General features: G+C 35.9%; 10 protein-coding genes. 6 read left to right on the top strand and 4 right to left on the bottom strand.

Features of this window, described 5'->3' with window-relative positions; translation table 11 throughout:
* Nucleotides 1–581: 581 nt before the first annotated feature.
* The 3 genes from AC0L5Q_RS00580 to AC0L5Q_RS00570 all read left to right on the top strand — a co-directional run bounded on the left by AC0L5Q_RS00580 (nucleotide 582) and on the right by AC0L5Q_RS00570 (nucleotide 4,459).
* Nucleotides 582–1,352 carry an IclR family transcriptional regulator gene (locus AC0L5Q_RS00580; RefSeq protein WP_473613573.1) on the top strand — a complete coding sequence of 257 codons (771 nt, stop codon included), beginning with the start codon at nucleotides 582–584 and terminating at the stop codon, nucleotides 1,350–1,352.
* A gap of 206 nt (nucleotides 1,353–1,558) precedes the next feature.
* Nucleotides 1,559–3,958: a glycoside hydrolase family 2 protein gene (locus tag AC0L5Q_RS00575; RefSeq protein ID WP_473613572.1), complete on the top strand. Its 2,400-nt coding sequence runs from the start codon at nucleotides 1,559–1,561 to the stop codon at nucleotides 3,956–3,958.
* A 129-nt stretch (nucleotides 3,959–4,087) separates the two neighbouring features.
* On the top strand, nucleotides 4,088–4,459 hold the full coding sequence (locus AC0L5Q_RS00570) for a cupin domain-containing protein (protein ID WP_473613571.1): 372 nt from the start codon (nucleotides 4,088–4,090) through the stop codon (nucleotides 4,457–4,459).
* A gap of 13 nt (nucleotides 4,460–4,472) precedes the next feature.
* Here AC0L5Q_RS00570 and AC0L5Q_RS00565 read toward each other — a convergent pair whose 3' ends face one another.
* Nucleotides 4,473–5,333, bottom strand: coding sequence for a helix-turn-helix domain-containing protein (locus tag AC0L5Q_RS00565; protein WP_077338431.1), 861 nt, complete (start codon nucleotides 5,331–5,333; stop codon nucleotides 4,473–4,475).
* 157 nt (nucleotides 5,334–5,490) lie between these two features.
* On the opposite strand from AC0L5Q_RS00565, the gene AC0L5Q_RS00560 reads away from it, so the two are divergent.
* From AC0L5Q_RS00560 to AC0L5Q_RS00550, 3 genes are all read left to right on the top strand, one after another.
* Nucleotides 5,491–6,603, top strand: a complete 1,113-nt coding sequence (locus AC0L5Q_RS00560) for a Zn-dependent alcohol dehydrogenase (protein ID WP_077338432.1) — start codon at nucleotides 5,491–5,493, stop codon at nucleotides 6,601–6,603.
* Between the two features lie 59 nt (nucleotides 6,604–6,662).
* On the top strand, nucleotides 6,663–7,463 hold the full coding sequence (locus AC0L5Q_RS00555; protein ID WP_473613570.1) for an alpha/beta hydrolase: 801 nt from the start codon (nucleotides 6,663–6,665) through the stop codon (nucleotides 7,461–7,463).
* 90 nt (nucleotides 7,464–7,553) lie between these two features.
* Complete coding sequence (locus AC0L5Q_RS00550; protein WP_473613569.1) at nucleotides 7,554–10,022, top strand: hypothetical protein; 2,469 nt, start codon at nucleotides 7,554–7,556, stop codon at nucleotides 10,020–10,022.
* Between the two features lie 217 nt (nucleotides 10,023–10,239).
* Here the strand turns inward: AC0L5Q_RS00550 and AC0L5Q_RS00545 are convergent, their stop codons facing one another.
* The 3 genes from AC0L5Q_RS00545 to AC0L5Q_RS00535 form a co-directional block, all read right to left on the bottom strand.
* Nucleotides 10,240–11,655, bottom strand: coding sequence for a fatty acid desaturase (locus AC0L5Q_RS00545; protein ID WP_473613568.1), 1,416 nt, complete (start codon nucleotides 11,653–11,655; stop codon nucleotides 10,240–10,242).
* Nucleotides 11,656–11,710: 55 nt separating this feature from the next.
* Nucleotides 11,711–12,793 (bottom strand): 2Fe-2S iron-sulfur cluster-binding protein, encoded by a 1,083-nt coding sequence (locus AC0L5Q_RS00540; protein WP_473613567.1) that lies wholly within the window; start codon nucleotides 12,791–12,793, stop codon nucleotides 11,711–11,713.
* A gap of 563 nt (nucleotides 12,794–13,356) precedes the next feature.
* Nucleotides 13,357–15,765 (bottom strand): agarase, encoded by a 2,409-nt coding sequence (locus AC0L5Q_RS00535; RefSeq protein ID WP_473613566.1) that lies wholly within the window; start codon nucleotides 15,763–15,765, stop codon nucleotides 13,357–13,359.
* Nucleotides 15,766–15,844 lie beyond the last annotated feature (79 nt).

The following is a 15,844-nucleotide window of genomic DNA, read 5'->3' as shown; positions in this document are numbered from 1 at the left end:
AACATTCTAAAATATAGATATTGTGTATTTTAAGATTAAGTATCTAACAATAAAGAAGTACATTTCTTATAAACATAGAATAATAACAATAGCGCTATAACCTCAGAGTCTGCTTTTAAAGGTTTTTTTATTCAAATAAAGTCATATCAGTACGGGTCTTCATTTATTAATGGTACTCAGCTATTTAATTCATAAAGTAGTAGCAGATGACTCCAAAAAAACCTTACTAACCTGAACTCGGTTTAAGAGATGTTTAATAAATTGAAATATAAAAAAATAGATTCATTGAGCCTCTAGCTTCATAGTTTTTCTTAATTCAAGGCAAATTTCGCGTCAATAGCTAGTCTATTGCAAGTAAATTTAACGCAGAAATCAGGAAAAATAGCTGCTAGAGAAGCATTTGTTAAGCCGAGTTCAGGTTTATTAATAGCTTTTAGCTTACTTTTATTCTCATATGAATTTTGTAATACGGATATAAATCCATTTATACTTACCTCAAGCTATGATTTAATAGACTTAATCAAAAAACGTACATTACCTTGTACCTTTCAGATAATTAATAATCAATCCGTAGGGAAAACATGAGCGAAGAAAAAAGTAATAAATATGCAGTGCCCGCACTTGATAAAGGCATGGATGTTTTAGAGTTTTTAGCATCAAAAGCAATGCCACTTTCACAAACAGAAATAGCCCACGGCATTAACCGTTCTGCCAATGAAATATACCGTGTTTTAATCGGCTTAGAGAACCGTGGTTACTTAGTTAGAGATGAAATTTCCGGTAAATACAGCGTATCGCTAAAGCTTTACAGTTTATCGAGAAAAATATCGCCAATTGATCAATTGCGTGAAACCGCTATTCCTATTATGGACGATTTTTCCGCCCAATCAGGCCATGCCGCTCACTTGAGTATTTTGTATCAAAGTAAAGTCATGGTTGTTATTCATTCTCGCAGCCATGCACCTATATCGCTTTCTATTGCCGAAGGTACATTGTTTAATACCGTTGACACGACCTCTGGACGAGTATTATTAGCAAACAGTAATGAGGCCGTTAAAAACTTAATTTATGAACGCGACGACACTTATCAAAAAATGAGTAGTAACGATAAAAAACAGCTTGAGCAAGAACTACAAGATATTTTAGTTAACGGACATTGTTTTAGAAAAAGTTTACTTACTGACGGAGTTACCGATTGTGCTTCTATTATAGGTCACCCAGAAGGTGCGGTAATCGCGGTATTAGCGGTATCCACCTTTACTTCATCGCTAGGCGACGAAGATAATATTCAATCATTAATTCAAAGAGTAAAAGAAACTGCAAACAAAATAAGTTCACGTGTTGGCTGTTAAAATGCTTATGCTGATCCTCCTTATTAACTGATGATTTCAAAAATATTAACGATTAATCCAAGCCAATGCTTGGATTTTTTTTTGCTGTTTTTTGTTGACATATTCATATTTAAATAATAAATTCATATAAAAATAAGTGTATTATTCATTCAATGTTTAATACATAAATAAATTAATTTTCCTAAAATTCAAAATAGAGAATAAATATGTCTAGAGAAATCATTGATTTAAGTGGCTGTAAATGGCAAATGGAAAGAATGCGTCCTGGCCAAGGTCAAATTGAAGGATTGCACTTATTACCCGCTGAGTATCAAGGTACTCATTTCAGCTGGAATTTTGCCACAGTGCCTGGCGATGTTTATTCAGATCTACATCGCGCCAATGAAATAGATGATCCTTTATTTGGTAGAAACATGCATAAAGCCAAATGGGCTGCAGAATATGAATGGTGGTACTGTCACCGTTTTGCAGTAACAGAAACAATGAAAAATAAAAAAATAAGAATTGTTTTTGAAGGTGTCGATTATAGTTGTGAAGTATGGCTTAACGGCACTTATCTAGGCCGTCATGAAGGCATGTTTTCATCGTTTGAGTTTGATATTACCGATTGTGTTAGCTGGGCGGATTGGCGCGGTGGTGCAAATATGTTGATGGTAAAATTAGATCCACCACCTAAAAACTATCGTAACTGTGGTGGTAAAAAAGTTAACTTCTCTGGCGATTACTTTTCAGGTTTAGTGCCTTTTGGTATTTGGCGTCCGGTACGAATAGAAGCAACTGAACAAGTTCGTATTGATAGTGTCCGCACCGATATTACTGTGCAAAACGACTCTATTATCGATGGTTGCGGCCATGCTAATGTTAATCTAATTGTTGATATTGAAAACCACACCAATACAGATCAAAACATCAAACTTTCCGGTACGTTAACAGGTAAAAATTGCGAAACAAGCACTACTGAGTTTTCACTAGAAGTCACAGTTGCTAAAGGCGCAAGCAAAATCAACACAACAATTTCTATTGAAAACGCCAAGCTTTGGTGGCCTTGGGATATGGGTGATCAAAACTTATACACCTTAGGTCTCGTTATTCAAAACGCTACCTCTGATGCACCAATATTATCATTAGACAGTACTTCAGAAACCATTGGGCTACGTGAAGTAACTATGGACTTTAATCCTGGTTACGATAACGAATTCCCATGGACATTTATTATTAATGGCAACAAACACTTTTTACGCTCTGCTTGCTGGGGTGGACAACCTTCATTCTTCTATGGCAAAAATAGCCTTAAAAAATACGAAGATCGCTTAGCCATGGTTAAAGAAGCTAACATTAACAACTTACGTATTTTTGGCTGGCATCCACCTGAAATTCCTGACTTTTATAGAATATGTGATGAACTAGGCATAACCGTATGGACTAACTTTACCTTAGCGACTCAAGCCTACCCTAAAGAACAATCATTTATTGATGGCGTACTACACGAGTGTATTGCTACGGTAAAAGAGCGTCGTAATCATCCTTCTCAAATATTCTGGATGGGTGGAGAAGAAGTATTTTTCTCTGGTGCTCATGAAGAAAGTGGCAATAAAGCCTTAATGGAGATTATAGGCGAAAAAGTTAAAGAAAATACCAATATTCCCTATGGATTGGCATCACCATTAAGTTCAGAGTCTGCACAAAACATGGGCTTTAGAGCAAATGAATCAATGCATGCTAATGAGCATTACTATCAGGGTGGCAAAGAATATATGGAAGAATATTATCCTGCACTTGATTGCGCCATTATTCCTGAGCTAACAGCCGCTTCAGCACCAAATATTGAAAGCCTCAAAAAGTTTATTCCTGAAGATGAACTTTGGCCAATGGGCCCAAGCTGGGCATATCATTGGGCCGATATCGACATGTTAATCAACCTAAATTTTGAAGTATTTAATGATTACAAAATGGGGTCTTTAGCTGAATTTGTTGAAGCCACACAAATAGCACAAGGTACAGTTATTCAATTTGCTTTAGAGACCTATCGTCGTCGTAAACCAAAAATGAGTGGTGTCGCTTTATGCCACTTTATTACTCATGTACCTGATATAAAATGGGGAGTGGTTGATTATTACGGTAAGAAAAAAATAGCGTTTGATTGGCTAAAACGCTCTTACGCCCCTTTACTGCCAAGTTTACAATTTAAAAAACGCCGTTGGAATGCTGGCAGTACGTTTACTGGGCAGCTATGGATAGTAAACGACTACCAAAAAGCATTTAACGACTTAACACTTGAATGGAAAGTATTATATGAAGGCAAAAACACGAATGTTTCAGGCAGTCAAAAAGTCAATGTTGATCGCGATAGCTCTACTGCATTTATCGATATAGATTGGCAACTACCGGACAATGCTGAAGGCACCTTTGATGTTGCTTTAGTGATTAAAGATGATGAGGGTAGCGTTTTGTCTGACAACAACTACACCTTACTTATTGGCGATCAACAAACAGCAAAGGCCAAAAGTTTAGCTTACTTAGCAGAGGCTGATGCACGTTTAGAAAAATATGGTCATAGTATCTACAGGTATTGGCCAGAAATGTGGGAAGATCAAGACGAGCTATAACACTCATCTCACAATTAAACGAATAAAAACAACAAAAAATCAAAAGCAAAAGACAGGTGCTCTACTTAACGTTTCAGGTTAAGTAGAGCACCTATATTACAACAAACAGACACAACAAATAGGTGATTTATGGCTTCAGTTATTGAAATGCTCGCCAACTCTGGCAACAGTAAACTTGTTCGAAAAAATGCTCCCGATATATCCATTGATGAATTTCCCGAGGGATGGGACGGCGTATCAATTGAATATGCAGATGTATTTATGTTTATTTTTACGATACAACCTGATGCTGCAGAGTTTCCAATACATTCCTCACAAGACAAATGGCTTGCCTATGTGATTAGTGGATCAGGAACATTAATTGCGGGTAATAGTCAAAATGAGCAAACACAAAGTATGGAATACAAAGCAGGTGATTTTATTAGCTTTGAAGCAGACACGCCCCACGGTTGGAAAAACAACAAGCAGCTCAGTAAAATACTATTTACTAAAACTTGTTAAAGCTTCATGGAGTTTAACTACGGCTTTTAACGCCTATGCGATATTTATAAGGTGTTGTATTAAAATGCTTTTTAAATTGAGCAATAAAATGAGACGGGCTTGAAAAATCAAGCTCGTAACTAATATCAGTTATCGACCTTTCTGTTTGGCTTAACAATCGAGCCGCACTATATAATTTGTGATTTAAACTGTATTCAGAATAATTACACCTAAATATTCGCTTAAACATACGTGAAAAATGCGAAGGCGATACAAAGCACATTTCTGCTGCTTCAGTTAAAGAAATATCAACATAAGGACTTTGTCTAAATAAGTCGATAACCGGAGACAACTTCTCGTAATTTTGGCTAGATGTTAGCGAAATAGTATTCGGCATTTTTATGGCTTGTGCTTTATCTGAAATCCATAAAATTAACAGCCTTAGTAACAACAAGCTTTTGCCATCTAATGGGTTTTCTAAATAACATTGGTGTAACCATTTAACTTGCATTTGAACAATCGCAATATCTTCTTTTTTCAACCTAAGTTGTTGGCCTTGCTGTAATAAAAAACTCACTTTTTGCAGTTCAGGCTGGTTAAGTACTTCAGGAATAAACTGAATAATATACCAAGACTTTGGTCGCTCGCTTAATTCAAAGTTATGAGTTTCTAATGCGGGTGTATAAACAATGTCATTATCAAGTAGTTTTGACTCACCTTGATTATAGTAATAGTCCCCTTCTATCTGTTCAAAAATAATAAACTCATGCACCTCATGAAAATGCATAAAACATGAATAAGAGTCGTTTTCACCATATTCCACTTTATGAATTTCAAACTGATACCCCTCTTTTATACAAAAAGGTTCGCAATATACTTTATTTTTATCAGGCATAATCAACAACAAATATTCTACACTTACGTAATAAATACCACGATAAAAACAAAATAAAAAGCATAATTATGATATTTATTGAAAGTTAATTAATAGTAATACTCTCAAAACAATGGTCAAATCACCCAAAGGTAATTATAAAATGTGATATTTAAAAATGATAAAATCTAAAGCTGTTGTATCAAATGGACAAGGTAGCTATCAAGTTACCACTGTAGACGTAGACCAACCTAAAGACGACGAAGTATTAGTTAAAATTGCGGCTGCTGGCATTTGTCATACAGATTGGGATTCAATTCAAACGTGGAATAAAAACTTTATTGTAGGCCACGAAGGTGCGGGTATTGTTCAAGCGGTTGGCGACAAAGTAACTAAAGTCAGCATTGGCGATAAAGTCATACTTAACTGGGCGATCCCTTGTGGCGAATGTTTTCAGTGTAACGAAGGTAACTTACATATTTGTGAAAAAAACTCGCCTGTTTGCGGTTGTGGTTTATCGGGCCATGCCCATATTGAAAGCACTACACACGAAAACACACCTATCGAACGCTCTTTTCATTTAGGCGCCATGAGCGAATATGCGGTAGTAAAACAAGCAGCCGTAGTAAAAATTAATCATGACATTTCATTGGCTACTGCATCAATTATTGGCTGTGGTGTTATGACAGGCTGGGGTTCGGTAGTTAATGCCGCTAAAGTAGACGCGGGTTCATCCGTTTGTGTTATCGGGTGTGGTGGTGTTGGCTTAAATGCAATTCAAGGTGCTAAAAATTCAGGTGCAGCTAAAATCATCGCGATAGACATAAGCCAAGAACGCATCGACCAAGCGAAAGAATTTGGAGCTACACACGGCATAATTGCTGAAAAAGATGATACTGATTTTATTAACGTAAAAGAAAAAGTAAAAGCCCTTACCGCAGGACGTGGCGCTGATTACGCTTTTGAATGTACAGCAATTCCGGCGTTAGGCTCTGCTCCTTTAGCCTTAATAAGAAATGCAGGCACCGCCGTACAAGTAAGTGGTATTGAGCAACGCATAGATTTTGATTGCGAATTGTTTGAATGGGACAAAATTTACATCAACCCGCTATACGGCATGTGTAACCCAGAACGCGACTTCACTAAAGTACTCGACCTTTATACAAAAGGTGACTTAAAGTTAGATGAATTAGTGACCAAAACCTATAAATTAGAAGACGTAGCACAAGGTTTTGACGATTTACTTAACGGCCGTATCGCTAAAGGCGTTATTGTTATGGACGATATTTAAAATAATACGATCAAAAACAATACCGTAAAGAACCAAGCCGTAAAAATACTGAGGTGTAAATGACCATTCTTCGATTAGAAGTCTCTAACCCTGATTACTCAAGAGCGAATACACAAACACTTACCGTGTATTCGTCTCACCTAAAACGCCGCGCAGACGTTACCATTTACAACGCACAAAACATGGGGAAAAACGTACCTGTAGTGATTTTATTGCACGGTGTATATGGTAATAACTGGGTATGGATGGATTTAGGCGGCGTACATAAGGTATACGAACAACTCAAACAAGAAGGCTTATCTGAGTTTGTTTTAGTAATGCCTTCTGACGGTGGATTATGGGATGGCTCGTCATATTTACCTTTAAAAGATCATGGCAACTATGAACAATGGATAGTAGACGACGTAATAACCGCGGTAAAACAAACGGTAAATGCAGTGTCTGAATCAAGCAATGTTTATATCTCGGGGCTTTCAATGGGTGGTTATGGCGCATTAAGATTAGGCGCTAAATACCCAGAATTATTTAACGGTATTTCAGCTCATTCAGCCATTACCAAGTTAGATGATTTAAAGCACTTTACCGAAACACCACTTAACCAATACCAATGCGACAACAGCAACGAAAGCGACATTATTTATTGGCTTAACAATAACAAAAATAACTTACCCCCGTTACGTTTAGACTGTGGCGCAGAAGACACATTATTTGAAAGTAACCTCAACTTTGTTGAACAGCTTAAAAGTAACAATATTGAGCATCACTTCGAATCATTAAGCGGTTGTCACGAATGGCCTTACTGGCATAAAAACGTAGCAAAAACATTACACTTTTTTGATTCACTAGAAAAGAATAATTAGTGCTATCTAATTATTATATTTAGCATTGATTTACATCGGATAGCATATTAAAAACACGAATAAAGCCATTCTTTTTGAAGGGATAAAGATATGCAAAAGTTTAAGTGGAGATTAGTTAAAAAAATAAAAGACATATTTTTAGTTACTATAATTGCTAACATATTTATTTCTCCAAGCTACGCGCGTGTTGTTTTAATGGGAGAGAATACTCCTTACGCCAATGTTAATGATGGTAACTTCACTACTGTTTGGTCTTCTTGGCGAGCGGCTAAACAATCACCTTTTTGGACTACTCGAATTGTTTCTGCTGAAAAAGACAGTAAAATGGGATTGCATTTAGGAAGTTTATATTCAAATGCTTCTGTAGGTATTGCTGAATCTAATATACTAAATACTCATCCTAATTATCAGCAAATGAAAGCTGGAGATATTATACGTTGGGAGTTTGGCGCTGATTTGGAATATATCAGCGATGGTAAAATAACATTTAGTTTAGTATTTGGTGAACATGAACGAATCTTAGCTAAAAATATTACATTAACTGGCTCAGATAAATTAGTAGAACATTTTTCAGGTAAATATCAACTATTACAAGAAGATGTTCAAGCAAGTTTACCTTTTGTAAGAGTAACGTTTTACACATCACACGGCATTAAAATCTTTCTTAATTATGTAAATATTAGTATTGAAGACACAGTAAAAGACGAACTGAATTTACAAGGCGAAGTAACACCTAATGGAGTATATTTAAACTGGCAATCGAAAACATTAAAAGCAGGAAATAGCGTTAATGTATATCGTGGTAAGAAAAATAAAAAAGGTATTCAATACACTAAAATTGCAACAACCCAAGCTACACATTTTTTAGATAACAAACTCATTAATGGAATAGAATATACCTACGTTATAACTCCTTCTCAAAATACTCGTAATACAGTTTCTAAAAAAGTTACTTTAATTAAACAAGATCTTATTGCCCCCAAAGCACCAACAAACTTAACCGTAACAGAGCATGAAGCTGAAATTAATATTAGCTGGAAAAAAAGTCAAGATGTTGATGTTGCTAGCTATTCGCTTTATAGAGGTGATGCTTCAAGCCAAAACATGCAAGTAATTGCTCATAACATAAACAAAACTAGCTTTGTTGATTTCACGCCCAAAAAAAGCACGAATAACCGTTATGTGGTTTATGCCCATGATTATAGTGGTAATACAAGCAAAGCATCAAAGTCTGTTTTTGGTAAAGTTAAAATGATTAAAGGTGCCTCGTTTAATGATTTGATCTTGCCTATGCCAATACATAAATCTTTAAGAACAGATCTTTGGGGAGCTGATGGTGTTTTACCACGCGACGCTGATAATGGTATTGAAGATGCCAATTGGTCGTATTGGGGTGGACGACCAATACAAGGCAAAGATGGAAAGTACCATATGCATGTTACACGTTGGCCAGCAAATGCGACTAAAGGCCACTGGGAATGGCCTCACTCAACAGTAAGTTATACGGTATCAGACAAACCAACAGGGCCTTATTTAGTAAAAAAAGATCTAAGTTACAAATATATGAATGGTCTAGGGCATAATCCAGACATTATATTATTGAACGATGGCCGTTACATGCTGTATTCATTAATTAACTTTCAGCCAATACTATTGGTTTCCGATACCATTCAAGGTCCTTGGCAGTATTTAGGAGTTATGGACATTGATACAACTGACGCACCAGAAAGCCCAAAAGCCTTTTATCGTTTTGAACGTAATTTATCAGGAGTACAATTAGATGACGGTCGCTTTCTCTTTGTAACGAAAGCAGGTGCTATGATGATAAGTAAGAATACTAATCCATTAGGCCCTTATAAAGTATTAACAAGTCCATTACAAAATAACAAAATTATTCCTCAAAAATACCGTAATTCAAATTATGAAGATCCTGTACTTTGGAAAGATGAAGTGCAATACCATATGATCATCAATGCATTTTTAGATTATCGTGCTATTTACCTACGATCTATTGACGGTATACACTGGAAATTTAATTCAGGTACAGCTTATACACCTAATAGTACTGGCTATGAAGATGGTACACGTACTTATTGGTATAAGTTAGAGCGTCCACATGTTTTAACCGATCAATATGGTCGAGCTACACACCTTTCTTTAGCCGCGATTGATGTCCCCAAAAGAGATGATTTAGCTAGAGATAAACATAATTCCAAAAACATTATTTTACCTCTAACTGTTCATCGCAGACTAAAACTATTAGATGATAATATTATTAATGATAAGACTACAGTTATTAGAGTTTTAGTCATGTCAGAGGCTGGCTTTAACGCACATAACGATATTGATATAACCTCACTACGTTTTGGCGCACCTGAACAAGTCGACTTTGGTAATGGTAGCAAAGTATTAAAAACTATTAAGCAAGATAATCACTTAGTTATTGAATTTGATGGTGAATCGCATGGTTTTACTGCAGATAACTTTGTCGGTAAAATGCTAGGTAAAACAAAAAAAGGTGAGCTGCTAATCGGCTTTGTTAAATTAATTAAACATTAAATATAGTCACTTATATTTCGTCTGAAACATGAAATCTGTGCTTAAATTTTTTTAAATTCCCACGGGAACCTGCATCTTGAATGATAACGGGTATATATTGATATAACACATTTATATTTTAGCTACTTATCTGTTAATCACATTTATCAAACAAAAAACGGACTGCTTTTCAACAGTCCGTTTTTATCATTTTAGGAGCATTTAATTGAGTACTTAGTTAAATTCCTATATGTAAAACGCCGTCAATATCTTTAATTGGAAAAGTTGCTACGGGTGTTTTTGCTGGGCGGTTTATAGCTTTACCTGTTTTAATACAAAACTTAGAGTTATGTTTAGGGCAAAGTACTTTACCGTCTTCCACTAAGCCGTCGGCTAGGTAGGCATACTCATGACTACAAATACCGTCGGTTGCGTAATACTCGCCCGCTTTTAATTGGTAAACAGCGTAATAGCTACCTTCAATACAAACGCTTACCGCATCGTTTTCGCCTAATTCTTTTGCTTCAACCGCTTTGTGCCATGCCACATCAGGTTTGTCTGTAACAATAACGTCTGAATCGTTTGTGTTGTACTTTTTAGACGAAGCCGCTTGTGGGATCATGGCTTCTTCAGGAGCTAAGGCTTTAATACGTTTTACTTTTCTTACTTCTGGTTTTGTAGGTACTTTACGGTCTACAAAGTAAGTTGGATCGTCTACTTGTTTAATTAACGCAGGTATCATTTCTTTATACACTTCAATCATGCCTTTGTAAGGTACTGGCATTTGATCCGCTACTCTGCGTGAAAATTTAGGCAGCTGATGAAACGGCATAAGTGGATTCATATGATGCTCAATGTGGTATTGCATATTCATATATAAGAAACCTAAAAATGGGTTTACGTAAATGGTTCTAGAGTTCTTACGGTGGTCCCATGTGTCGTCGTCTAAGCCTGCATGTTGCGCTAATACAAATGCTCTTTGTATTAAGTTACCGTATAACTTAGGTAAACCAAAATACAGTACAGGTAACCACGTTTGAAAATAAACCGCTAAAGCGATTGGTAGTAAGTTAACAAGTAAACTAGCACGAGCCCACCAAAACATTTTGGTGTATTCTTCTTCAGGTACAAATTTTTTCGCATCTTTGGATACAATACCAAAAGCGTGTTGAAACAAAATAGGTACGTAATATTTGGTTTCGCCTAAGCTCCAAAAATTTAAGAAATGTTCCCAAAATGTAGGAGGTCGCGTTACGGTAATTTCAGGATCTATATCGTTAATTACCGTGTATGAATGATGACGTACATGCGACCAGTTAGTAAAAATAATGTCGCGTTGTTGCATTGATGTAGCAATAAAACACAAGGCGGTGTTTAGCCAAGGTGTTTTAAAAACCGTACCGTGCGAGCTTTCATGCCAGCGAGCATCGGCAGCACAATAAAATACACCATACAGAAAAAAGGCAGGAATAGCCCAAGCCGTACCTAAACTTAAAAAAGCTAAATAACCGGTTAGCCCTAAACAGGTAAACCATATTAGCGTATCAATAATGCCTCTATAGTTGTTTTTTTGCATAAAGGCTCTAAATTCTTGCCTTGGTAGTTCAGCTTTAAACCACTCTTCTTCAACAATATAATTTTTTGGTTCTATCATGTGTGTACTCAATATAATTCTAAATTTACAGGAACTTTTTATTTAATACTTTGTATTAATTCATATTTATAACTAATTTTTTACTTTTAGGATAAGCTACACAAGGTAAAAAGCCCCCTTCTGCTAGCTCTTCATCTGTTAATGCTTCATCTGTTAACATACCTACTTCTCCTGATGAACATTTGCCATAACAAGAAGTACACGTACCTTCACGACATGAAAACGGAATATCAATATTGGCTTCTACTGCAGCTTGTAAAACACTTTTACCTGCAGGAATTTCAAACTCATGCGTGGTATTGTTAATATCTATAACGGCAGTACAAGGTGTTGGTGTAAAGTTAGGTTCAGGCCTAACTTCTACAGAAGGAACAAAGTTTTCTTTTTTAACCTGTGCTTTCGGTAAACCTAGCGAATATAAAGCGTCTTCCGCTATGTTCATAAAACCTGCTGGCCCACAAATATAAGCATTAACATTGGCATTTATTTGTAAGGTATTAAAAATATCGTTAATTTTATCAGCGGTTATAAAACCAGGAATTTCTATTAATTCTTTCCCCCCAAATAAGCCAGATAAACCTTTCTTTTTGATCTGTTTTGTTTGCTTATTTTCTTCATCTAGGTAATGAATTAAGGTAAAACGATCAGCAAACTCTGCTTCAAGCTGTTTTAACTCGTTAGCAAACATAATGTCGGTTTTTGTTTTATTAACAAACAACATAGAAATTTTAGTATCGCTACATTGCGCTAATGCCGTTTTTAAAATCGACATCATAGGCGTAACGCCACTACCGCCAGCAATAAGTAAAATATGAGAGGGGTTCTCAATACTTGGATCAAACGAAAACTTGCCTGCTGGCCCTTGCACTTCAATTTTACTGCCCGCCTTTATATAGGTATTTAAGTAATTTGAAACAATGCCACCGGGTACTCTTTTAACACCTACAGCAAGCCCGCCACCTGCTGGGGTAAATATAGAATACGAACGTCTATACTCTTTGTCGTTTTGCTGAGTGATTAAAGTTAAAAACTGCCCAGCTAGTGCAGGATCAATTGTTGAGTCGTCTTCAAAGTAGAAAGCTTTACTATCTTTTGTGAGCTCTTCAACTTTAGAAACCGTTAAAATTTTATTCGCCATAACAACACTCATACATCGTCTATTAATACATAAGTTAATTTATATCAAAAAATGTATAAAAAAAGTGTCAAGGCCCTGCTTAAAATATCATTAATATGTTCATATAGCATAATAGATGAAAAATAAGCGCCAAATGTATCGTAATTTTGTTATTTGGTTGTTTTTCTATCGGTCTACATAACCTCAACTCGGGTTAATGAATGTTAGAGAATGAATTAAACCCCTTCTTTATCAAAACTTAATCTGTATCGTTATTTTCCTAAGCTATATTAATATCTCAACATTGATATTTTTGTGTATAACAAGGCGGATTTTTCTATCTAATAGCTGGCTATTAGTAACAAATTCAACGAAGTTAGGCATAAAAATAACTTGTTGAGTAACTTTGCTTATCCCGAGTTGAGGTTACATAAGAAAGGAAATTAATTGAGGGAAAAAGTTTTGTTGCCCCTAAATACAAATGATATAAGGGCAACTATCTATACCCGTTACCACTCAAGATGCGTATTTCAGAGCATATTGAATGGTTAGGGGTAAATTAGTTAATTAAAACCAACGGGAGCTTAGTTCTCGTATCTTTGTTGATACATATTTGAGGTAACTTCTTTTACTGCTTTGATCATTTCTGGGTACGGAATATCGGTTACTGTTACAAAACCTATATTAGCGTTTTCACCATCAAATGCTCTACCTGATATTGGTTCATCAATATATTGGAACCAATGCGCACCTACCATATACGGTTTATTTAACACGCTTTCCATATAGTTTTTGTACATTTGAGCTCTGTTTTCTTGGTTAGCTGCGTGTACAATACCGGGGTTATACATGCCAGAGTCCGTTGCCGTTCCTATATGAAATTCGCCCACAACTACAGGTAAGTCAACCTCTTCAAGAAACTTCCAGAAATGGTCTTGCATACCTTCTTCATAAATATTAAAGCTAAGTACGTCTGAATACTTTAAAGACGCTTTTATAATTTCGTCAGGCATTCCCCAGTTAGCCATACGTGCGCCCATGTATAAATGGTTAGGTAATGCTTTTTCAAGTGTGTTGTGCACAACAATAAAGTATTGCTCGCCTAGCATTTCTAACATTTTTGATAGGTCGCTAACATGTTGATCTGAATAAGATACGCGTTCAAAAAAATCAGCCCCTTTATCGAAACTATTCCAGTTAGCTATTTCTGTATTCCATGCACTATTTAATGTAGCAATATTTTTATATTTTGCTTTTAAGTGAGCTGAATAAGCTTTTTTAGCAGGACTTTCTTCAACACTTTTAGATAAAGCATCTAAAATAACGCCGTAACGCGCATGTACTGAACCTTCACGCTCGCCCCAACTTTTTTCATTATCAATAAATATACCTGCACACCACGGTGAGCTTTGTATATTTTTAGCAATAGCGTCAATGGTAATTTTAGCGCGCTCAGCAAAAACTGGGTCGTATGGGTCAGGCATTAAACCCCAATGGTTTTTCTTGCCCGATAAGGTTTTAAAGTCACCAATAATCCAACCATTTGCAAAATAAGGTACTTGCTCTGATTGATAAAAAGCAGGATCTACCCAATTACCAAAAGAGGTAAAGCCCCAATCATGCATGCGATCTGCAGTGACTTGATGCCATTTTTTAACATAAGATTCTGGCGTTGTTTCACCGTATCTCCGCTCTAAATTAGCACGGTAAAAACTGAATGTTTCACCATAAGGTACTGGCCCTTTATGGGTTGAACGACGGTAGCTATAGTGTTCAGCTAAAGGGTCGTCGTAACTAGGTAACCACTCGAACATATTGTTGCGTAACTCAGATATTACATAATTATCTTTGCGTATGCTGTTAGGTATTTTAATAATCCCCATTGAATCTTCAGGTGTTATTTCATCACTTGATTTTTCTCGGATAGAACTGTCGTTATAGTCGATACCTGTGATAGTGGTCATATTCGCCATGCGCACGTTAGCAGGCCCATGAGAGAAGAAGATATTACCTTCTGGGTCTACCATCCACCATTTACCATTGACTTTTTCAGTTCTAAAGAATCCAGTAGCTTCAAGTTTAGGGCCTTTGGTATAACCACCAAATTTAGAACGATCAGGCATACCTTTTGATTTGGCTAGCTCGGCTAACTCTTTGTTAGCAATTTCTTTTAATTGTTCGTCAGATTTAATATCTAAAGCTGTACTACGTTTGGCATTTTGGCCATATTTATCTATAACGCCCACCATCCATTTAGGATCGCTTTCAGGGTTTTCACGTATTCTTATGTCATCTATAACAACCGATTTATTTTCAAGTATTCCAATGGTAGAAAAGGTTAGCGACTTAATAACACTGAAGTCGTCTGAATCACTTTTCCATGAACGCCATACCATTAAACTATTGTTAGTTTGCCATGGTCTTGCGTCTCCCCACATTCCTGTATCGGTTTTACCTTCTTTACCTTCAAGTGGAAAATAGACGGTACCGCTATAATGAGTTGGTAAACTAATTGAACGCTTTTGATATTTTCCTTCTGGCGTTTCAATATTCAAATAAAGATGAACAGACTCTTTACCTGTATTTTTAACATCAAAGGCCAAATTGTAGTTTTTTAAGCCTGATAAATCCCATGGAGTAGTTGGTTCAATAACCAGCTCTGAGATATTTTCAGTGTTTAAAAATTCTATCGCTAACTTTTGATTGTTGTTATCTGAAACATAAGTAAATTGCGTTTTGTTGCTATTTACCCATTGATTTCTTTCTTCACCGTCGAAGTTAATTAAAGAGGTGAGCACTTTTTCATTGGCAAACACATCAACAGCTGAAGCTGTTTTAGTCGCGTCAGAACTTGAAGCTGACTCAATATTTTGAACAGAGTCATTACCACAACCAGTAATAACCGTACTTAAGGCTACACTGATCAATGTGGCTAAATATTTATATTTAATATTTTTAGGTTTAATAACACTTAACGCTTTATTGATACTCATAAAGAGTCCTTTTAATTAATAATATTGATTTAAATAAATTTTTAAAAAATACAATAATGACTAACAACACACTTTATGT

This window comes from Pseudocolwellia sp. G5-9, from assembly GCF_055808995.1.
Note: the sequence above shows the minus strand (reverse complement) of the source record. Positions and strands in the feature narration are given on the sequence as shown.

Bases quoted from the DNA above. Each gene is read 5' to 3' on its own strand.
- AC0L5Q_RS00580 (WP_473613573.1), top strand. From the start codon at position 582: ATGAGCGAAGAAAAAAGTAATAAATATGCAGTGCCCGCACTTGATAAA.
- AC0L5Q_RS00575 (WP_473613572.1), top strand. From the start codon at position 1,559: ATGTCTAGAGAAATCATTGATTTAAGTGGCTGTAAATGGCAAATGGAA.
- AC0L5Q_RS00570 (WP_473613571.1), top strand. From the start codon at position 4,088: ATGGCTTCAGTTATTGAAATGCTCGCCAACTCTGGCAACAGTAAACTT.
- AC0L5Q_RS00565 (WP_077338431.1), bottom strand. From the start codon at position 5,333: ATGCCTGATAAAAATAAAGTATATTGCGAACCTTTTTGTATAAAAGAG.
- AC0L5Q_RS00560 (WP_077338432.1), top strand. From the start codon at position 5,491: ATGATAAAATCTAAAGCTGTTGTATCAAATGGACAAGGTAGCTATCAA.
- AC0L5Q_RS00555 (WP_473613570.1), top strand. From the start codon at position 6,663: ATGACCATTCTTCGATTAGAAGTCTCTAACCCTGATTACTCAAGAGCG.
- AC0L5Q_RS00550 (WP_473613569.1), top strand. From the start codon at position 7,554: ATGCAAAAGTTTAAGTGGAGATTAGTTAAAAAAATAAAAGACATATTT.
- AC0L5Q_RS00545 (WP_473613568.1), bottom strand. From the start codon at position 11,655: ATGATAGAACCAAAAAATTATATTGTTGAAGAAGAGTGGTTTAAAGCT.
- AC0L5Q_RS00540 (WP_473613567.1), bottom strand. From the start codon at position 12,793: ATGGCGAATAAAATTTTAACGGTTTCTAAAGTTGAAGAGCTCACAAAA.
- AC0L5Q_RS00535 (WP_473613566.1), bottom strand. From the start codon at position 15,765: ATGAGTATCAATAAAGCGTTAAGTGTTATTAAACCTAAAAATATTAAA.